This window comes from Paenibacillus sp. FSL E2-0190, from assembly GCF_037992965.1.
Classification (GTDB): Bacteria; Bacillota; Bacilli; order Paenibacillales; family Paenibacillaceae; genus Paenibacillus_AQ; species Paenibacillus_AQ odorifer.
Genome location: NZ_CP150306.1, coordinates 1,197,087 through 1,215,997 on the forward strand (window position 1 = coordinate 1,197,087; position 18,911 = coordinate 1,215,997).

General features: G+C 44.2%; 19 protein-coding genes. 10 read left to right on the forward strand and 9 right to left on the reverse strand.

The window, feature by feature from the left end; translation table 11 throughout:
• Positions 1–8 precede the first annotated feature (8 nt).
• Positions 9–614 carry a flavin reductase family protein gene (locus NST25_RS05080; RefSeq protein ID WP_076187301.1) on the forward strand — a complete coding sequence of 202 codons (606 nt, stop codon included), beginning with the start codon at positions 9–11 and terminating at the stop codon, positions 612–614.
• 67 nt (positions 615–681) lie between these two features.
• Here the strand turns inward: NST25_RS05080 and NST25_RS05085 are convergent, their stop codons facing one another.
• The gene (locus NST25_RS05085; protein WP_076305589.1) at positions 682–1,590 is read right to left on the reverse strand and encodes a DMT family transporter; all 909 of its coding nucleotides are present in this window, start codon (positions 1,588–1,590) and stop codon (positions 682–684) included.
• 186 nt (positions 1,591–1,776) lie between these two features.
• A complete protein-coding gene (locus NST25_RS05090; RefSeq protein WP_036676495.1) occupies positions 1,777–2,316 on the reverse strand; it encodes an NADPH-dependent FMN reductase in 540 nt (179 codons plus the stop codon).
• Between the two features lie 281 nt (positions 2,317–2,597).
• Between NST25_RS05090 and NST25_RS05095 the strand changes: the two genes are divergently transcribed.
• The 3 genes from NST25_RS05095 (at position 2,598) to NST25_RS05105 (ending at position 6,267) form a co-directional block, all read left to right on the forward strand.
• Positions 2,598–3,050, forward strand: a complete 453-nt coding sequence (locus NST25_RS05095) for a MarR family transcriptional regulator (RefSeq protein WP_036676493.1) — start codon at positions 2,598–2,600, stop codon at positions 3,048–3,050.
• Between the two features lie 11 nt (positions 3,051–3,061).
• Positions 3,062–4,273, forward strand: coding sequence for an MFS transporter (locus NST25_RS05100; protein WP_076130619.1), 1,212 nt, complete (start codon positions 3,062–3,064; stop codon positions 4,271–4,273).
• 224 nt (positions 4,274–4,497) lie between these two features.
• Positions 4,498–6,267 (forward strand): M3 family oligoendopeptidase, encoded by a 1,770-nt coding sequence (locus NST25_RS05105; RefSeq protein WP_339246660.1) that lies wholly within the window; start codon positions 4,498–4,500, stop codon positions 6,265–6,267.
• On the opposite strand, the gene NST25_RS05110 is transcribed toward NST25_RS05105, so the two are convergent.
• A complete protein-coding gene (locus NST25_RS05110; RefSeq protein ID WP_339246663.1) occupies positions 6,264–7,841 on the reverse strand; it encodes a bifunctional UDP-sugar hydrolase/5'-nucleotidase in 1,578 nt (525 codons plus the stop codon). The genes NST25_RS05105 and NST25_RS05110 overlap by 4 nt on opposite strands.
• Before the next feature lie 177 nt (positions 7,842–8,018).
• Here NST25_RS05110 and NST25_RS05115 point away from each other — a divergent pair, with 177 nt between their 5' ends.
• The 5 genes from NST25_RS05115 to NST25_RS05135 all read left to right on the forward strand — a co-directional run bounded on the left by NST25_RS05115 (position 8,019) and on the right by NST25_RS05135 (position 12,414).
• A complete protein-coding gene (locus tag NST25_RS05115) occupies positions 8,019–8,996 on the forward strand; it encodes a phosphate/phosphite/phosphonate ABC transporter substrate-binding protein (RefSeq protein ID WP_038568963.1) in 978 nt (325 codons plus the stop codon).
• 129 nt (positions 8,997–9,125) lie between these two features.
• A complete protein-coding gene (phnC, locus tag NST25_RS05120) occupies positions 9,126–9,908 on the forward strand; it encodes a phosphonate ABC transporter ATP-binding protein (RefSeq protein WP_038568965.1) in 783 nt (260 codons plus the stop codon).
• Between the two features lies 1 nt (position 9,909).
• Positions 9,910–10,701 carry a phosphonate ABC transporter, permease protein PhnE gene (gene phnE / locus NST25_RS05125; RefSeq protein ID WP_036676482.1) on the forward strand — a complete coding sequence of 264 codons (792 nt, stop codon included), beginning with the start codon at positions 9,910–9,912 and terminating at the stop codon, positions 10,699–10,701.
• On the forward strand, positions 10,698–11,501 hold the full coding sequence (gene phnE / locus NST25_RS05130; protein WP_036676480.1) for a phosphonate ABC transporter, permease protein PhnE: 804 nt from the start codon (positions 10,698–10,700) through the stop codon (positions 11,499–11,501). The genes phnE (NST25_RS05125) and phnE (NST25_RS05130) overlap by 4 nt, the downstream gene beginning before the upstream one ends.
• Before the next feature lie 181 nt (positions 11,502–11,682).
• A complete protein-coding gene (locus tag NST25_RS05135) occupies positions 11,683–12,414 on the forward strand; it encodes a ZIP family metal transporter (RefSeq protein ID WP_036676473.1) in 732 nt (243 codons plus the stop codon).
• Positions 12,415–12,514: 100 nt separating this feature from the next.
• Here NST25_RS05135 and NST25_RS05140 read toward each other — a convergent pair whose 3' ends face one another.
• Both NST25_RS05140 and NST25_RS05145 read right to left on the reverse strand, forming a co-directional pair.
• The gene (locus NST25_RS05140; protein WP_076187312.1) at positions 12,515–13,507 is read right to left on the reverse strand and encodes an aldo/keto reductase; all 993 of its coding nucleotides are present in this window, start codon (positions 13,505–13,507) and stop codon (positions 12,515–12,517) included.
• Positions 13,508–13,598: 91 nt separating this feature from the next.
• The gene (locus NST25_RS05145) at positions 13,599–14,447 is read right to left on the reverse strand and encodes an AraC family transcriptional regulator (RefSeq protein WP_076220789.1); all 849 of its coding nucleotides are present in this window, start codon (positions 14,445–14,447) and stop codon (positions 13,599–13,601) included.
• Between the two features lie 200 nt (positions 14,448–14,647).
• On the opposite strand from NST25_RS05145, the gene NST25_RS05150 reads away from it, so the two are divergent.
• A complete protein-coding gene (locus NST25_RS05150) occupies positions 14,648–15,199 on the forward strand; it encodes a general stress protein (protein ID WP_076220788.1) in 552 nt (183 codons plus the stop codon).
• Positions 15,200–15,288: 89 nt separating this feature from the next.
• On the opposite strand, the gene glpX is transcribed toward NST25_RS05150, so the two are convergent.
• The 4 genes from glpX to NST25_RS05170 form a co-directional block, all read right to left on the reverse strand.
• Positions 15,289–16,284 (reverse strand): class II fructose-bisphosphatase, encoded by a 996-nt coding sequence (glpX, locus tag NST25_RS05155; protein WP_076278048.1) that lies wholly within the window; start codon positions 16,282–16,284, stop codon positions 15,289–15,291.
• 44 nt (positions 16,285–16,328) lie between these two features.
• Entirely contained in the window at positions 16,329–17,129 is an 801-nt protein-coding gene (locus NST25_RS05160; protein WP_081391994.1) for a pyruvate, water dikinase regulatory protein, read from the reverse strand.
• A gap of 18 nt (positions 17,130–17,147) precedes the next feature.
• Positions 17,148–17,792 carry a helix-turn-helix transcriptional regulator gene (locus NST25_RS05165; RefSeq protein ID WP_081383827.1) on the reverse strand — a complete coding sequence of 215 codons (645 nt, stop codon included), beginning with the start codon at positions 17,790–17,792 and terminating at the stop codon, positions 17,148–17,150.
• A 155-nt stretch (positions 17,793–17,947) separates the two neighbouring features.
• Positions 17,948–18,880, reverse strand: coding sequence for an EamA family transporter (locus NST25_RS05170; protein ID WP_076130627.1), 933 nt, complete (start codon positions 18,878–18,880; stop codon positions 17,948–17,950).
• Positions 18,881–18,911: the final 31 nt, after the last annotated feature.

Here is an 18,911-nt window from a genome sequence, read left to right on the forward strand (position 1 = left end):
TGAGGAAATTGATTTCAATGGATCCAAAGCACAACAGTGAACGGGAAAATTACAAATTATTAATTGGCACTATTATTCCTAGGCCAATAGCCTTTGTCACAACACAATCAGAAGAGGGTCTCTTAAATGGTGCACCTTTTAGCTATTTTAATATCGTTTCGTCCAATCCTCCAATGGTTTCATTGGCTATTCAAAGACCGGCAGGTCGTTTAAAAGATACAGCCCGTAATATTTACGATAATCAACAGTTTGTTGTGCATATTGTAGATGAGGAGAATGTTGCGAAGATCAATCAGACTGCAGCCACATTACCTGCTTCTGAAAGTGAAATTGAATTGGCGAATCTTACACCGATTCAAAGTACAAGTGTAGCTGTGCCTGGCGTTTTGGAAGCGAAGGTGCGGATGGAGTGCAAGCTTGTTCAAGCAATTCCTCTAGGGGGCGAAGAACCTGGGAGTGACTTGTTTATTGGCGAAATTGTTCAATTCCATATCGATGAATCGATCTATCAGGAAGGGCATATTGACCCGAGAGTTCTAAACGCTGTGAGCCGTTTGGCGGGAAATAATTACGCAACCCTTGGAGAGATTTTTACAATAGATAGGCCGGAATAAGCAACTATAGAATAGACCTGCTAGTAAGCAATGAAGCCTACTTAGCAGGTCTTTTTGTGTACCGAAGCTACAGCTCGTCCGCAACCCCCAACAAAGCAATCCCTAGAATCACAACGATAATAACGGCATATTGTGCCTTGCTTAGTTTTTCTTTGAGGAAGATTCGCGATAATATTACGGAAAAAATGCTGTATGAAGCAATAAGTGGTGCCGCGATAATCGCGTTGCTGGACATAGCAAATACGTAGAAGAATTGTCCGGTCGTTTCCAGAATGGCTGCGAAGCCCTTATCCCGTTCTTTAAATAGGTTGAACTTTACCTTTTTAAAAAATTTCAGGTATGTAAAAGACAAGATAGCACATATAAAGAAGGTGTATTCATACGCGAGCAGAGCTGCTTTTTCGCTAATCAGGCTGAGTTCATCCAAATAAATAGCATCGGCAAAGGTGCCAAGTCCATCGATTAGGCAGTATAGGATTGGAAAAATGATGGCGATCACGCCAATCTGATATTTTTTATCAATCTGTGTGGTGCTCTTTTGAAGCGCTTGGTGTTCTGCTTTCTTTTCCAAGATGGCGATCCCGATAATGCCCAAGGTGATAACGGCAACACCAACGATTTCAAGCGCCCCTAGCTCATGGGTGAAAAAGATAAATAATAATATCGTCGTTACAGCGCCAGATGAATTTTGTACGGGGGAGGCAATGGATAACTCAATATATCTGAGTCCAATATAACCAACTGCCATCGACAGGATATAGAGTGCAGACACAGGGAAATATCGGATTAAGTCCATAGGATCAAAGGTTAATCCTTGAATGAGCATATAAGCTGTTGCGTGAATACCCATGACTATCCCCACGATAATGACAATCTTAATATGGCTATACCGATCCTGACTATCGGTCCCCTTTTTATAAAATAAGTCAGCCCCTCCCCAAGCGAAGGCTGTTAATAATGCAAACATAAACCACATAATCATTGCTCCTTGCTGTAGATTGAAATCCCCGCCGATTATACCAGATTAGATTCTACACAGGGTGCTCATTTCGTCACACATAAAAAATACACCCTCTAGAATCGACCGGACAAACCAAAGGTTTATCAAATGTCTATTCTAAAGGGTGTACTTCATAACATAACAGAGGGGTAAGGCGTTATCTTAACGTAGAGTTTTCAATGCGCCACTCCAAGCCAAGACTTGATCCAGCATCCCATTAAGATTGGTAAGATGCAGATCCGCTGGTTTAAACACAGTTCCGTTCTCGAAATCAGTGAACAGTGACAATGCAGGGTGTACACGAACGTCTGCTACAGATAGTTCTCCCAAGATTCCGCGTAGATGTTCAGCTGCACGAGCGCCCCCTACGGAACCATAACTTACGATACCTGCTGCTTTATTATTCCAAGCTTCACGGGCATAATCGAGCGCATTTTTCAGTGATGCAGAAATACTGTGGTTATATTCTTGTACGATAAATACGAAACCGTCTAGTGTAGCAAGTTTAGTGTTCCATGCTGTTGCTTGTTCAGTTGCATCAGCCTCACCCAATAGTGGAAGCTTGAAATCTGCAATATCTATGATCTCATAATTAGCATCCCCGCGTGCATCCGCAATCTTTTTAACCCATTCTCCTACTTGCGGGCTTAAACGACCTTGACGAGTACTTCCGAGAATAATACCGATGTTTAATTTTGACATTGTTTGTTCCTCCTCAATTTTTGTTCTACCAAATAGTTTGTCTAGAAATCCCATGAAGTACACAACCTTTAAAAATTATTTATCTCAAGAGTAGTAAACTCTGGTTGTCTTTAAGTTAAGTATCTTTAAGATGAGATAATAATACCGCACATAGTGTGCTTTGTCAAGCAACTTTATAATAGTTAGTTTATAGCTTTGCTTCACCTTTACAAAATTAGTTGTTAGGAATATAATTGTTTAAGCAACTATTAAAACAGTGTTAATTGAGAAGGGATACGATCATGACGACAAAGCATAACCAATCCGAGCTTACGTTAGGATTTATGATGGGCACGACTTATCGTAAATTAAGCATGTTATTTCAAAGTGGGCTGAAAGAACATGATATAACACCGGAGCAATGGTCAGTCCTTTTTCATATTGACAGAACGGAAGGTTTGATTCAGAAGGACATTGCTAAGCGCTCTGGTAAGGATAAGCCAACTACAACGCGAATTCTGGATCATTTGGAAGGAAAGGGACTGATCTATAAAAGAACCGGTGAGAACGATCGGCGTTCTTTTAAAGTCTATATTACGGAAAAAGGAAGGTCTCTGGTGAAGGAAACCGTTCCTATTGAAGATAAGGTGACAGAAGAGATTATGAACTGTATTTCTAGTAAGGAATATGAGTTGCTCATGGAATTGCTGCTAAGAATAAACAATCATGTAGATCAAATAACAGATGGAGAGTAGGAAGGCAAGTTATGTTAGAACAACAAGAACTACGTACGAAATTATGGACCAAATCTTTTATTGCTTTAACGATTAGTGCTTTATTTTTATTTATGAATTTACAGATGTTGTTATCTTCGTTTCCGTCTTACGTAAAAAGCGAATTTCAGGCCGGAGATATTATGGTCAGCCTCGTTACCAGCGTCTTTGCATTAACTGCGATCGCTTCACGTTTTATGACCGCTTTTCTGATGCGGAAGGTTAGCCGCAATGTATTATTATATATTGGCTTAGCAATTGCCGCCGCTATTACCGGCCTTTATGTTGTAGCAGATTCTATCGGATCACTGCTGCTGATGCGTGTGGGCTATGGGATTGGATTCGGGATTGCCAGCACGATTATCCCAACGATTGTTTCACAGATTATTCCAAGCAAAAGAATGGGTGAAGGGATAGGTTATTTCGGTTTATCCACCAGCCTGGCGATGTCGATCGGTCCAATGATTGGCTTGAATGTGATGAAACAATCGGGTTTTGGAACACTGGCTATGATCGGTATGGTAACTTTACTTCTTGCTTTTCCAGTACTTTTATTTTCTCGTTCACTTCCAGCGCAACCGAAAAAAAAGCCTACCCCAACTCAAAGCGAATCCACCAAACCTCTCAAGGTTCCGTTTAATACAAAGTTAGTATTGCCTGCCATTCTAAATGTCATGTTGGCAATTACCTACGGGGGATTGCTAAGCTTTATCGCTTTATTCGGCGAATCAGTTCATCTGGAGCAAGTGGGTTTGTTCTTTTTATTTAATGCGGTTACGATCATCATTATAAGACCTATCTCCGGCAGATTATTTGATAAAAGAGGACCAGCTTCTGTCCTAATTCCGGCGGCGGTTTGCGTCGTTGCAAGCTTAACTGTGCTTTCTTATACGACCTCTATGCCAATGCTCATCGTTTCTGCACTGCTGTATGGACTTGGTTTCGGTGCTATTCAGCCAACGATCCAGGCTTGGATGCTTCGCACCTCAACACCTGCACAATATGGTATGGCCAACAGTATGTTCTATAACTCAACGGATTTGGGTGTAGCCAGCGGAGCCATTATTCTGGGGGCAATCTCGGCAGCAACTGATTATGGGATAATGTATCGTTATTCGGCTGGGTTTATGGTGTTGTTCCTTATCGTGTATGTGGGGATTCAGATTAACAAGGCTAGAGTGAATCCTTCAACCTTAAGTCAATAGGGTTCGGAGATTAAGCCAATCTTTATCTGCTATTCATATTATTTTAAGCTAAGAGGGTTATAGTAATCACATAACCCCCTTATAATATAGACTTTGACCCTGCCGGACGTTGGCAGGGTCCTTTTTTTGTGTATGAAGAGAAGAAGTAAATTATGTCGATGCACTTTTCTGGTGGTATGGATTATGCTTAGAAGAATAGGAATCGAAGGGGGAGAGATTTGCGGATGAATATGACATGGAACTTAGATAGTTTATATCCTTCCTTTGAATCGGAGCAGTTAAAAAGGGATCGCAAGCTACTGGCCCAGCATATACAAGATTTAAAGCGGTGGGCTGAGCACCATTTGAATGTAAAAGACGTTACAGCCATGCCTGTGGAGGGCTTTTTAAGAATTTATAATGATTATAAAAGCATATATGTATGCTTGTTAGCTTATGCAGAGTTAACACTCAGCGCAGATCGTGGCTCCGAGGAAGGCATGAATCTTGCTGATGATATTGAGGAGGCCAATTCAGAAATCATCGGGGTAGTTGTGGCTTTTAAGCGCTGGTTTAGCACTTGTGATCATATGGATGAGCTTATCGTTAGCTCACCTTATCTAATGGAGCATCAATTTTATTTGCGAGAACTCCTGTTACAATCCCGCTATGAGTTAAGCGAAGAACTTGAAATGGCCATAGCCAAAATGCAGAGTACAGGATCCAAAGCATGGAGCAGACTGTATATGGAGAGGACTTCAAGTGCACTTGCAGATCTAGTGGTAGATGGGGAAACTAGACAAGTGACACTTGCGGAGCTAAGAAGTATGGCTTATGAGAATAATGCCAGCTTAAGAAAAGCTGCTTATGAAGCGGAGGCAGAAGCCTGTAGTCGTATTGCTGAGGTCTGCGCAGCCAGCTTAAATGGCATTAGTGGTGAGGCGCTGACGATTTATGGCATGCGGGGTTATCAATCTTCTTTGGAAAAAGTGTTAATCGCTTCGAGAATGGACAGTGAGACTTTAGCCGCTATGCTCACTGCTCTTCGGGAGAGCCTGCCAGCCTTTCATACCTATTATCAAAAGAAAGCCGAGCTGCTGGGACATCCGGCAAAGCTGCCTTTTTACGATATTTTTGCACCAGTCGGTGTAGAAAACGGGAAAATTACATACGCTAACGCCAAAGATACAATCTTCTCGAGCTTCGCAACCTTTAGTGAGGAACTGTCTTGTTTTGCTCAGAAGGCTTTTGATCAGCAATGGATTGATGCAGAACCTAGATCAGGCAAAGGGGGGTATGGACTTTGCATTGATATTTTCCCGATTGGCGAGAGCAGAATTATGACCCAGTTCACCGGAAATGCCATAGATATTAGTATCCTTGCCCATGAGCTCGGCCATGCCTATCATAGCTCCTGTCTGGCTAATGAAACGATGCTGAATACGGATTACCCGATTCCGATTGCTGAAACGGCTTCGATTTTTTGTGAGACGATAGTGAACCATGCCATAATTACAAATTCAACGGAGAAGGAAGCTCTGCTTATTCTGGAGAGAAGTATTTCTGATGCCGGTTATTATCTTGTAGACTTTTATGCCCGTTATTTATTTGAGATCAAATTATATGAGAGAAGAGCATTAGGCCCGCTGTCTGTTCAAGAGCTAAATGAATTGATGATTGCCTGTATGGTGGAAGCCTATGGTGAGGGCATTGACCCGGGTACAATCCATCCGTACATGTGGATGAACAAAGCTGGATATTTTATGGCTAGTAATGAATTTTTGAATTTTCCGTATTCCTTTGGTTTGTTATTCTCTAAAGGGCTGTACGCGGAATATTTAAAGAGGGGCGAAGAGTTCGCCCCTAAGTATCGCCAGTTCCTTAGGGATACCAGCAAACATAATATTGTTGATGTAGCAAAAACAATGGATCTAGATGTTCACTCCGTCGACTTCTGGAGAAGTGCGTTGAAGCTGATAGAGAGCGATATTGGGGTGTTCATCGCTAAAGCCTAAACAACTCTCCAATTATGGTCACAGGTAGCTTCAATTTGGCCATGCTTTTCAATGTAGTCCGTGACAATTTCAGATATGTCGATCATAATTTCTTGAACAATCGCTTTACCCTTATACATCTCATAATCTCCGCCACCGCTGGCTCTATAATTGTTCATAACAACCTCATATTCTTTAGAGTCCTCTATAGGCTGTCCTTGGTACAGCAGATGGAGGACTCTTTCGCCTGCAGGTCTAGCGGTATCAAGCTCGTATTGTATTCCTTCCCACATATCATAATTGTAATGCTGCGGTTTAGGCTCGATGTAGGCGGGGTTAACGATTATTATTCCGTTCTCGTCTTGTTGGAAATAGTTAGCGGTTTGTTCTAAGGCCTCTCTAATATCTTGTCCTGTCAGTCTTAGGACGGTTAAGGTGTTGGGATAAATGAAGTTCGATAAAATGTCTCTGCGTGTGATGGTTTCGCTGAAACCCTTGCAATCGTTACTGAGTAAGGCTGCTGTAGAAATATCTATGCCAGTAGCCTCCATTTGTACCTTATTCATAAATTCTATAAAAGGGTGGTCAGCTAAGCGGCATTCATCAGCACTGGAAATAGACAGGTCCCCGATAACCGTTCCTATTCTCTCATCCAGCCAAGTTTGTGTTTCTGATTCAAGAGTACTGCTCAGCTCTAGGATTATTTCATCTGCAGCTGTTGTCTCATTAACGTTAAGGAGCTCGGCATGTTTACGCTGAATCTTCCAGTGTGTATTTTCTTTTTGGAAAATAACCGAGATTTTACCGAGGGAAAGTCCATTACAACCAGGTTGTATGATTGTAACACCGTTTAACTCTCCAGCTATGGAGCGGTGCTGATGTCCGGTAATTAGCACATCTATGCCCTCTACCTCTGTACACATGGCGTAGGCTTGATTCTCCCCCGTTAGTCTTTCTACAGGTTCTCCACTGCTTAGATCGCGTTCGAATCCGCCGTGGTAAGCTACAACGAGCAGATCAGGCTGCTCTTCTGCCCGTATAATGGCACACCAATGCTTTACAGTCTCTAGCGAATCCTCAAATTGAAGCCCTTCAATATGGCTAGGGTTCTCCCAGTGGGGGATGTAATGCGTCGTAACCCCTAGAACGGCTACTTTGATTTTATCTACCCATTTGATGATATAGGGTTTACCAAAGGCGGGTTGATTTGTCGTGTTATCTATAATTCCAGCTGATAACCAAGGAAAGCAGGAATCCTGAACGGCTTTATTCAGCAGAGTTTTGCCAAAATTGAATTCATGGTTGCCAATAATTGCAGCGTCATATTTCAATTCATTTAGTGCAGCTATGCCCGGATTCAGCTCATTACTATAATGTGTAGCTGCATAATAAGTTAACGGTGTGCCTTGAATAAGATCACCGTTATCTATAAGGATCAGCTCAGGAGTATGGGATCTTTCTTGTTTAATGAGGGTAGCAATTGTTGCTAAGCCTGCTGGTCGTTTCTCCCCCGTGCGGTAATCGACGGGCCCAAAATGTCCATGTAGATCACTTGTTACGAGGATTTCACAGGTTATTGAATTCTCTTTATTCATAGGTAGCCCCTCCTGATAATAAGTTCAGACCTCATTCTAGCAGATAATTTGGTAACTTTAAGAGATTGGAATAAATTTTACATATATTTGATGCTTGGTTGCTATTGATTTAATAAAACACATCTATAGTTTAGAAGTACTCAAAAATAAAAATAGAAAACAGTGGAGGTCTTTCGTTTGAGAAAAATCAGTAAATTCGTATTGCCGCTAATGATGTCTATTACATTGCTTAGTGGTTGTGGCGCTAACAACACTACAAATAATGCAAACCAAGGATCGACGGACGGGGCAAATGCACCGAAGGAAACGGCAGCTCCTGTAGCAGAGGGTTATGTTCCAGAGAAGCTTACTGTACAATTTGTTCCTTCTCAAAATGCAGATACGCTCGAAGCTAAAGCGAAACCTCTTGAAAAATTACTGGGTGACAAGCTCGGTATTCCTGTAGAAGTAAGTGTCTCTACTGATTACAACACCGTTATCGAAGCTATGGCCTCTAAAAAAGTGGATGTAGGTTTCCTTCCTCCAACTGCTTACGTGTTAGCTAAAGAAAAAGGAGCAGCTGAGGTTATTCTTCAGGCTCAACGTTTTGGTGTAAATGATGAAACCGGTGGTCCAACAGATGAATTAGCGGATTTCTATAAATCTATGATTATCGTCAAGAAGGATTCTGCGATCAAATCGGTTGCCGATTTGAAAGGTAAAAAAATTGCCTATCAAAACGTTACATCCTCAGCAGGTTTTGTATGGCCGGCTGCAACACTAATGGATGCAGGACTTGATCCGTTGAAGGATGTACAAGCCATTACGGTTAAAGGTCATGATCAAGGCGTGCTTGCTGTGCTGAATGGTGACGTAGATGCAGCAGCTATTTTCCAAGATGCCCGGAACACGGTCGTTAAGGATTATCCAAAAGTATTTGAAGATACTCAAGTTCTCGCCTTTACTGATAAAATTCCTAACGATACGATTTCGGTCCGTTCAGATATGAATAAAGAATGGATAGAAAAAATCCAGCAGGCATTCATTGATATCGCAGCTGACACAGAAGGCCATGAGATTATCAAAGACATTTACTCTCATGAAGGTTATGTGAAATCACAAGACAGCAACTTTGACATTGTTCGCGAATACAACAGTAAAGTAAAAACAGAGTAGAACAGGCCGTTCAAGGATACAACGATGTTGGTGTATAACAGGCATTAAGGATAGCCAGCTCCGGATTCCCCCCCGGATCTGGCTATCTCTTTTATAAGAATATACGAAAACACATAAAGGGATGATTTCATGATAGAGCTTCGTAATGTATCCAAAACGTATCTAAACGGAACCAAAGGATTAAACAACATTAACCTGACCATTCCAGCCGGAGAATTTGTAGCTATTGTTGGTCTTTCGGGAGCAGGGAAGTCGACCTTGCTGCGTTCCATTAACCGGCTTCATGATATTTCCGAAGGTAATATTCTTATTAACGGGCAGTCCATCACGAATGCAAAAGGAAGCCGGCTACGAATGATCCGTAGGAATATCGGAATGATCTTTCAAAGCTTCAACTTAGTGAAACGTACGACGGTGCTTCGTAATGTTTTGGCAGGACGGGTGGGCTATCATTCCACACTGCGGACGATACTTGGCAGATTCCCACAAAAGGATATCGATTTAGCCTTCGAATCCCTTGATCGGGTAAATATCGCCGAGAAGGCCTATACACGTGCAGATCAGCTATCTGGAGGTCAGCAGCAACGTGTAGCTATTGCCCGTGTTCTTGCGCAGGAGGCACAGATTATCCTCGCAGATGAACCTGTAGCTTCACTAGATCCGCTCACAACCAAGCAGGTTATGGATGATCTAAAGAAGATCAATATGGAACTCGGGATTACAACCATTGTGAATTTGCATTTTATTGATCTGGCTAGAGAATACGCTACCCGGATTATCGGGCTCCGGGCAGGAGAGGTTGTCTTCGATGGTCCTGTATCAGAGGCAACCGATGAGAGGTTTGCTGAGATTTACGGCAGACCGATTCATCAGGATGAGTTGTTAGGTGAGCCTGTACTCGGAGGCGTGTGAGATGAGTGTGAATGCAGAGAAGCTACATCCCAAACCGCCAAGGAAGATAAAACATTATTTCACAGCCATTATATTAGTAGTATTACTGTGGAGAAGTGCTGTCTTAACCGATTCATCCTTCGGGGAGCTGATCTCCGGTCTGCCGAATATGCTTGATTTGCTTAAGGAAATGTTTCCCCCGAACTGGGGGTATTTTGACAACATTATAGATGCGATGCTGGAGACGATCCGGATGGCGCTGGTTGGCACAACGTTTGGTGCCATTCTTGCGGTTCCGGTTGCGCTGTTGTGTGCAAGCAATATTACGCAAAGCCGTTGGCTTCATTATCCGGTTCGTATGCTGCTGAACCTGATCCGTACGATTCCCGATCTGCTGTTGGCTTCTATCTTTGTGGCTATTTTCGGCCTCGGTGCGCTTCCTGGGATATTTGCATTGACGATATTTTCGTTGGGGCTGATCGCTAAGCTTACCTATGAAACGATGGAGACGATTGATCAAGGACCTTTGGAAGCAATGACTTCAGTGGGGGCTAATAAGATTCAACGCATTATGTTCGGAGTCATTCCACAGGTACAGGCTCATTTTATGTCTTATGTCCTATATGCCTTCGAGATTAATGTTCGTGCTGCGGCGGTTTTAGGTCTGGTAGGAGCGGGTGGGATCGGCCACTATTATGAAGTTACCCTAGGCTTTTTGGAATACGATAAGACTTGCACCATCATCTTGTTCACATTAGCAGTAGTACTGATTATTGATTATGTAAGCACTAAGCTGCGGGAGAAATTAATATGAGTAAATCATGGAATACCCTTGTCCCTAAACCCCGTAAAAATCGTTTTCGTTGGCTGATTTATGTAGCCCTAGCCGCGTTATATATTTGGGCTTTTTCGGGAGTGCCGTTTAATGGATTCAAAGAAACCGCCGGGATCATTACTAAAGCAATTTTTGCCGGGATATTCTCACCTGACTGGGCCTTCGTTTATTTACCAGATGGGGAGGATCTCCTGCGGGGATTGCTCGAGACGTTAGCTATTTCAATCCTAGGCACTTTTATCTCGACCTTTTTATGTATTCCTTTTGCATTTTGGGCTGCAGTTAACATGAGCAAGGGAAAGGTAATTTCAGGTTCCGGCAAGCTGATGTTGAGCTTTATACGAACCTTCCCTGAGATTATTATGGCTTTGTTATTTATCAAGGCTGTTGGACCGGGTTCTTTTGCAGGTGTGCTGGCTCTGGGACTACATTCGGTGGGCATGCTCGGCAAATTGTTCGCGGATGAGATTGAGAATATCGACAACGGTCCACTCGAAGCTTTAATTTCTTCTGGTGCCAGCCGCATGCAGGTATTGTGGTTTGCGGTGTTGCCGCAGGTGCTGCCGGGATTCTTATCCTATACCTTATATAGATTCGAAATTAACGTTCGTTCGGCTACGATTCTAGGTGTGATTGGAGCAGGGGGGATCGGCACACCGTTAATCTTCGCGCTCAGTTCACGGAATTGGGACCGCGTGGGGATTATACTGCTAGGTATCATTGCGATGATCACAATTATTGATTTGATTTCCGGCAAGATCCGGAAGAAGCTGGTGTAACCGAGTTGCATAATGATATGTAAGACAAAGACCTCCTTAGGGTATGAACCGAACCTAGGGGAGGTCTTTTATGATATGATCCATACTATATTGGACCATTCGAAAATGTATGAAAAAGTAATAATTATTTTTTCTGAAACATATGTTGGTCTATCCGACTTGTACCAAAGGAGTTGAAGGTTTGGAATCTGCGCTTATTGGCAGCTTTGTATCGGCAATGGCTACCGTTCTTGGAGCATTTCCGATCCTGTTCGTGAAGAGGTTATCCGAGAAGTGGAAAGATATCCTCGTAGCCTTCACTGCGGGGATTATGGTGTCCGCCTCCACGTTTGGACTCATGCCGCAATCGATCAAAGAATCGGGGATTATCGCTTTAACCTTGGGCTTGATTACCGGAGTGCTGCTGCTTGATTTAATTGAAAATAACATCCCACATATCGATGTGGAGAATAAGCCCGGTTATACCAATATGGATTCAAAAGCGCTGCTTGTTATGATTGCGCTGTTCATCCACAACATACCAGAAGGCCTCAGTACAGGTTTCAGTTATGCCAGCGAACAGGCCAGTTTAGGTCCTACCGTGGCGATTGCCATTGGCGCACAGAATATGCCGGAAGGGTTGATTCTTGCGGTCTTTCTGATGAATTCGCGAACTAGCAAGCTAAAAGCCTTAGGAATCGTTACACTTACCGGCTTGATGGAGATGGTATCTGCGGTGATCGGGTATTTTACTGCTAGTTACCTGCATAATGTTGTGGGTTATGGTCTAGCTTTTGCAGCCGGGGCTATGCTCTTTATCGTTTACAAGGAGCTGATTCCGGAGAGTCATGGCCATGGTTATGAGCGGCCTTCGACGTATTCGTTTATTTTTGGATTATTGATCATGGTGTACATCACGCAGATATTTGGGTGAGCAAATAGAACTCTAATCTATAAAAAAGAAGACCAATGAAATGCCAGAGCAGCTTTAAGCTGCCTGACCTCATTGGTCTTTGTCTTGTTATAACTAAGCTTTATCCCCGCAGAATTGCCTCAATTTGCTCTAGTTCTTCAGCGCTAAGCTCTGGGGCATTTAAGGAAGCGACGGCATCTTCAATCTGGCTTACCTTACTTGCGCCGATCAATGCAGAAGTTACTTTGTCTCCACGGAGTACCCAAGATAACGCTAGCTGAGACATTTTTTGTCCACGTGCAGCAGCAATCTCGTTCAGTTTGCGAACCTTGCCGATCGCCTCTTCGGTAATGGCATTCTCAGACAGGAATACACTTGGACCAGCGGCACGGGAATCAGGAGCGATTCCGTTTAGATAGCGATCGGTCAGTATGCCACCTTGTAGCGGGGAGAACACAATGGAGCCGATGCCTTCTTCAGACAATACATCCTGCAAGCCATCTTCAATCCAGCGGGACATCATGGAATAGTTTGGCTGATGAATCAGGCATGGCGTGCCAAGTCGACGCAGAATTTGTGCCGCTTCGCGTGTTTGTTCAGGTCCGTAATTCGAAATCCCGACATACAACGCTTTACCTTGGCGTACCACGAGGTCCAGCGCAGCCATGGTTTCTTCCAGTGGTGTATTTGGATCTGGGCGGTGGTGATAAAAAATATCAACATAATCCAGTCCCATACGTTTTAAGCTTTGATCTAGGCTGGAGACGAGATATTTTTTGGAGCCCCATTCACCATAAGGACCAGCCCACATATAATAACCAGCTTTAGTAGAGATAACCATCTCATCACGATAAGGGGTCAGATCCTTTTTAAGAATTTGGCCAAAACTTTCTTCGGCGGAGCCTGCGGGTGGACCGTAATTATTGGCAAGGTCAAAATGAGTGATTCCAAGATCAAAAGCTCTTCTTACCATGGCGCGGCCATTCTCAAATAAGTCGTTGCCGCCAAAGTTATGCCATAGACCAAGCGAGATCGCTGGCAGGAGTAGACCGCTCTTTCCGGTGCGATTATATTTCATATTGTCATATCTGGTAGCGCTTGCGTTATACATGATTTATTCCTCCTATAAACACTTATTACTTAGTACGTTACGTCCTTATTGTAGCGAAAGATCGCGGACAAACGTATGTCAGCAAGGAAGAAGTTTATAGTACAATGTCATTTTCGAGATGACGGCTACGGTATTCTTTTGGCGAACAACCTTTCACCTTCTTGAACATCCGTGAAAAGAGTAAGGGGTCCTGATAGCCCACAGAACGTGAGATTTCACCAATCGTGCATAAGGTCTCTGTCAGCAGCTCGCATGCCTTAGCGATGCGGAAATTTAATAAATACTGCTGGGGTGGCATACCTATTGTCCGTTTGAACAAGGAGGATAAATATTTGCGATCCAGCTTGAGCGAAGAGGACATCATCTCAACCGAAATATTTTCACAATAATGTGTATGCAAAAAGTGCAGGCATTGCTCGACGTAAATACTCTTTTGACGTGGTAAAGGAAGTACATCTGGAACTGCTGGCACCGCTCGAAGTAACAGAGAAAAGAACTCATACATAATTGCTTTTAGAGGTAGATCCAGACTGTCCGAAGCTTCAGCTGCTTGTGTCAGGAGCTCGTATAATTTCGGCATAAGCTGTTCATCCATTGGAAAGATCGGGTGCTCAGGTGACAAGGCGGTTTTGGCCAAAATATAATCAACCTGCTCCCCGGTAAAAGCTACCCAAGAATAGGTCCATGGATTTGCAGTGTCTGCTGTGTAGGCAGTTACGATATGCGGATAGGTGAGAAAAGCTTGTCCTGGCCTAAGATAATGGGTCTGTTCACCCACAGTAACTTCACCTGTTCCTGCATGGATAAAATGTATTTTATATACGTCACGGACCCCAGGTCCAAAAAAATGTCCGGGAAGACACTGCTCCCGCCCCCAGTAATGGAGATGCAGGTCGGGATTGCCTCGGAAGGGACGCTCAGAATTATAGTTAAATATCGCCATGGATGATTCCTTCTCTTTCTTCTATAGAGTTAATCAAGGTAGTTGTACCCGCTTACTTTTATTATACAGCATATTTTAGAAGGAATATTAACTCGGAATTGCAGACAATTCAAAGATCGTAGTTTATCCCTGTCCAGTTTGGTTAAGTAAGCTATGAAGCTGAACGTATGAGCTAACTACATCAATAGGAGGTAATGGAGATGAATAAGAGAATAGTGGGTGTCTTTGCTGCCGAATACGAAGCTTCGCGAGCTATTGAGGAGTTGAAGCGTCAGGGCTGTAGGACAGAGGATATTTCGATTATCGCGAGAAATAAAGCGGATGAGGAAACTCTTAGAGACGAGTCAGGAACCGTGGCCCCGGAAGGTATGGCTACAGGTGCAGCTACTGGTGGCCTGCTGGGTGGAGTAACGGGGCTGCTGATGGGAATTGGCGCTTTGGCTATTCCTGGTATTGGACCTATTATTGCAGCCGGCCCTCTTGCGGCAACACTAGCCGGAGCGGCGATAGGCGCAGGCAGTGGCGGGTTAGTCGGCGGACTTATTGGCCTTGGCATCCCTGAAGAGGAAGCAGAGAGCTACGATAATTACGTGGATGAAGGTCATATTCTAGTAATGGCGGATGTGGAAGGCGAGCAGAAGGAGCAAGAAGTGAAACAAATCTTCGCAAAGTATAACAGCCTGAACGCAGAACGCTTTGAGAAAGTTGCTAATATAGATCCATTAGCGAGTGAACGTATTGGAAATAAATAAGAAGCAATTAGCATTCAGTGTAAAAAAACAAAACAGGCTATCTCACTAGCAAAGGATACTGCTAGTGAGATAGCCTGTTTTTTGTGGTTTTATAGAGAGACAGCATTTTGCCTAACGGTTAGCGCAGCCGGTATTTCTTTTCCTGGCAGGAAATGAATGCTGCGGATATAGCGGATCGTCCCGCTCTGTGCCCGCATAATTACCGAATGTGTCTCCGCGCGTTCTTTACCGATGAAACGGACGCCGTTCAGGAACTCACCTGACGTTACACCCGTGGCGGCAAAGAGGACGTCGCCCGTGCCAACCATGTCTTCCATGTATAGCACTCGCGTTGGATTGGCAATTCCCATGCGTACACAGCGCTGTAGCTCTACTGGTCCATCCGGGAGCAATCTGCCCTGCATTTCACCACCAAGGCATTTCAGTGCAGCGGCAGCAAGAACACCTTCGGGTGCTCCGCCGGAACCCATATATAAATCGACATCGCTGTCTGGCAGTGCAGCCGCAATAGCGCCAGCGACATCTCCGTGACCAAGCAGCTTAATTCGTACCCCGGCTTCACGCAGGCTATTAATCAGCTGCTCATGCCGTTTGCGATCCAGCACCATTACGGTTAACTCGGAGAGGGATTTGCCAGTGTAATGGCAGGCTTTTTGCAGAGTGATCTCTACAGGGTCCTCGAGTCTAAGCTTACCGGCAAGTTCAGGCCCGCAGGCTAACTTTTCCATATAAATGTCCGGGGCATGCAGCAGGCTGCCTTTATCTGCTATAGCAATAACAGATTGCGCATTATGCAGGCCGCAGGCAACAACCTCAGTTCCTTCGAGAGGATCGACGGCTACATCGACAGAGGGACCTTTTTGGTTCCCGACTTTCTCACCAATATAGAGCATTGGAGCATCATCCATCTCTCCTTCACCTATCACAACAGTTCCGTCGATGGACACAGAATCGAACATGGAACGGATCGCAGTCGTGGCTGCATCATCTGCCGCATTTTTATCACCCCGTCCAATCCAACGAGCCGAGGATAAAGCACCTAGTTCAGTTACCCGTACAATCTCAAGGGCCAGTTCGCGCTCCATTCTAATTCCCTCCAGTGCATTCTATATATTTTGTAAACTGAAATTTAGATATAACCCATAATAATACCAGCGGTTTCTTCTATAGCCTTGTCAGTAATATCAATTACAGGACAGCCCAGCTTGTTGAACAATGAAGCGGCGTATTCCATCTCTTCGGTGATCCGCTCCAGACTTGCATATTGGGAGCCTGTCGGTAATCCGAGAACCTTAAGCCGCTCAGAGCGGACCTTCAGCATGTACTCGGGTTTCATGGTTAATCCGATAAGCCGGTTCGGCGGCAAGCTTAATAGTTCTTGCGGAGGACCAATCTCCGGGATAATCGGATAGTTAACGACTTTTTTTCCTCTATGGGCCAAAAAGATGCTAAGCGGTGTCTTTGAAGTACGGGACATGCCCAGCAGAACGATATCGGCTTTGAGCATGGCACCCAGATCACGGCCGTCATCACAGGCGACGGTGAATTCTATAGCTTCTATGCGGCGGAAATAATTCTCGTCGAGCTGGTGGAGAAGACCTGGCCGTTGCTGAGGAGCATCGTCGAAGGTATCAATGAAGGCCTGCATCATAGGGCCCATGATATCAACGATCCGTAAATCAAGACGTACCGCTTCCTCGCGGATCATTTCTCTTAATTCTGGCTGCACTAATGTATAGGCGACAAAACCTTTATGCTGAGCTGCTTCTTCCATAAGCTTGCGTAGCTCGTCTTCATGCCTAATATTGCCGTATCTTTTAATGGTGACCTGCTGATTCTGAAATTGGTGAATAACGGCCTGCACGACAGCCTCTGCCGTATCTCCTATAGAATCCGAGCATATCGTTATTAAGTTGGAAGATTGCTCGATGCTCATGGGTTCCTCCTGTTATCCTTTGGCTTCAAGTTCGAGGAGAAGTTTGATGATGGAGGTTTTTGTTAAACGTCCTACCACATCCAGTTTTGTACCGCCGTCTTCAGCGGCACTGGGAACAACCACCGGCAAACTGTCTACCTCGTGAAAAATCATCTTATGTGCAGCTTCAAGCACCGGCTCATCCGGTGAAGTTGTGACCACTTTGGGCTGGCGCGTCATAACCATGCTTACGGGCATGGAGACTGCACCGGGGTTGCCCAAGGTTACCTTTAGGAAATCCTTACGTGAAGCAACGCCCGTGAGTTTACCCTCTTCGTCACAAATAATAAGAGTGCCTACATCCTGTAGAAAAAGCGTAACTACGGCATCTTGAATAGTTGTGGTCTCACGGATAACTATAGGTACACTTTGAATTTCTTTGACCATTGTTTCCTGCAGCAGATAACCGCTTCCCTGACGACTGGATGATTTCAATCCTGGGAAGTACCCGACCTTCGGCTTGGCGTCGATATATTTGAGCATAACCAAAACAGACAGATCCGAGCGAATTGTTGGCCGGGTAAGATTCAAACTTTCGGCAATCTGTTCGCCGGTAATCGGAGCTCTTTTGTTAACGATATCGATAATCTCTATTTGACGTGATGTCAGTTCGATCACAATTCCCTCCACTTCCGATAAAAAAGGCATTCCTCTTTAGAAAAGAAGCGCCGTTAAGCGAATCCTCCTTTCATATATGAGTCATATTTAGCTGTGTTTAATTTAACTTGTTTATATAATACGCAATAGTGGTCATAAATGCAATATATAGTACGTCATATATTTGATTTTTTTAACGCAACAGTGTTGATCTTCTTTTTTTGCAGTAATTGCTTTAAAGCATCAGCATTCACTAGGATCGTTCCGGCAATGATGGTGAACACTCCAAGAATTGTAATCCAAGATACGGACTCCTTGTAAAAGAAAAAGCCTACACCCACCGCAATCGGTGGAGAAATATAAAGCCAGGTAGAAGGAAACACTGGGTTGGTCTTAGCTACGAGCCAGTAGAACAAGGTATGGCCGACCATGGAGCCGATAACTGTGAGATAGAGCAGTGAACCTGCTGTTTCGAATGAGAAGAGAAATGCAGGATGTACTTTTTCCGTGGCAAAAGAAAGAATGAATAATAACGCACCGCCATACATCATTTGAGCCGCATTCAGCGCAATCGGTGAGACCTCAGGCATACTGTTAATTACTTTTTTGGAGTAAATCGCACCTACAGCATAGCAACACTCTCCAATTAGGACTACGGCGCAACCGATGAGCCACAGTGGTGAAATATCAACGGCGAGATTGGGGAGAACCAGCAGCAGTACGCCAGTGAAGCCGATGATGCAGCCATATAGGGAGATGGCGGGTGCTTTTTGCCGAAGAATAGAGGTTTGGAGCAGCAGGATCATGATCGGACCAGTGGCAGAGAGTACAGCTGCAAGCCCTGAAGAAACATATTGTTCAGCCCAGTAGAGACCCGCGAAGGTGCCAAAGGTTAGAGCAGACCCGGTGAACAACATTTCTTTGCGCAACAGCAAGGAGAAGCTGGCTTTACGTTTCCAGACCATCCATAGGAATAGAACAGCGCCTGCGACAAAAAATCTTAAGCCCGCTGAAAAGAAAGGAGGCGCACCGGCATCTACGCCGATTTTGATAGCTAGAAAGGTCGTGCCGAAGATCAGACATACAAGTGCATAAGCAAATAAGATCATTTTGAAAGTCCCCTTTTGTGTGCTTTATAAA

What these genes read in the sequence shown, in the direction of transcription:
- NST25_RS05085 (WP_076305589.1), bottom strand. Translation starts at nt 1,590, where the DNA reads ATGTGGTTTATGTTTGCATTATTAACAGCCTTCGCTTGGGGAGGGGCT.
- NST25_RS05090 (WP_036676495.1), bottom strand. Translation starts at nt 2,316, where the DNA reads ATGTCAAAATTAAACATCGGTATTATTCTCGGAAGTACTCGTCAAGGT.
- NST25_RS05095 (WP_036676493.1), top strand. Translation starts at nt 2,598, where the DNA reads ATGACGACAAAGCATAACCAATCCGAGCTTACGTTAGGATTTATGATG.
- NST25_RS05100 (WP_076130619.1), top strand. Translation starts at nt 3,062, where the DNA reads ATGTTAGAACAACAAGAACTACGTACGAAATTATGGACCAAATCTTTT.
- NST25_RS05105 (WP_339246660.1), top strand. Translation starts at nt 4,498, where the DNA reads ATGAATATGACATGGAACTTAGATAGTTTATATCCTTCCTTTGAATCG.
- NST25_RS05110 (WP_339246663.1), bottom strand. Translation starts at nt 7,841, where the DNA reads ATGAATAAAGAGAATTCAATAACCTGTGAAATCCTCGTAACAAGTGAT.
- phnC (WP_038568965.1), top strand. Translation starts at nt 9,126, where the DNA reads ATGATAGAGCTTCGTAATGTATCCAAAACGTATCTAAACGGAACCAAA.
- phnE (WP_036676482.1), top strand. Translation starts at nt 9,910, where the DNA reads ATGAGTGTGAATGCAGAGAAGCTACATCCCAAACCGCCAAGGAAGATA.
- phnE (WP_036676480.1), top strand. Translation starts at nt 10,698, where the DNA reads ATGAGTAAATCATGGAATACCCTTGTCCCTAAACCCCGTAAAAATCGT.
- NST25_RS05145 (WP_076220789.1), bottom strand. Translation starts at nt 14,447, where the DNA reads ATGGCGATATTTAACTATAATTCTGAGCGTCCCTTCCGAGGCAATCCC.
- NST25_RS05150 (WP_076220788.1), top strand. Translation starts at nt 14,648, where the DNA reads ATGAATAAGAGAATAGTGGGTGTCTTTGCTGCCGAATACGAAGCTTCG.
- glpX (WP_076278048.1), bottom strand. Translation starts at nt 16,284, where the DNA reads ATGGAGCGCGAACTGGCCCTTGAGATTGTACGGGTAACTGAACTAGGT.
- NST25_RS05170 (WP_076130627.1), bottom strand. Translation starts at nt 18,880, where the DNA reads ATGATCTTATTTGCTTATGCACTTGTATGTCTGATCTTCGGCACGACC.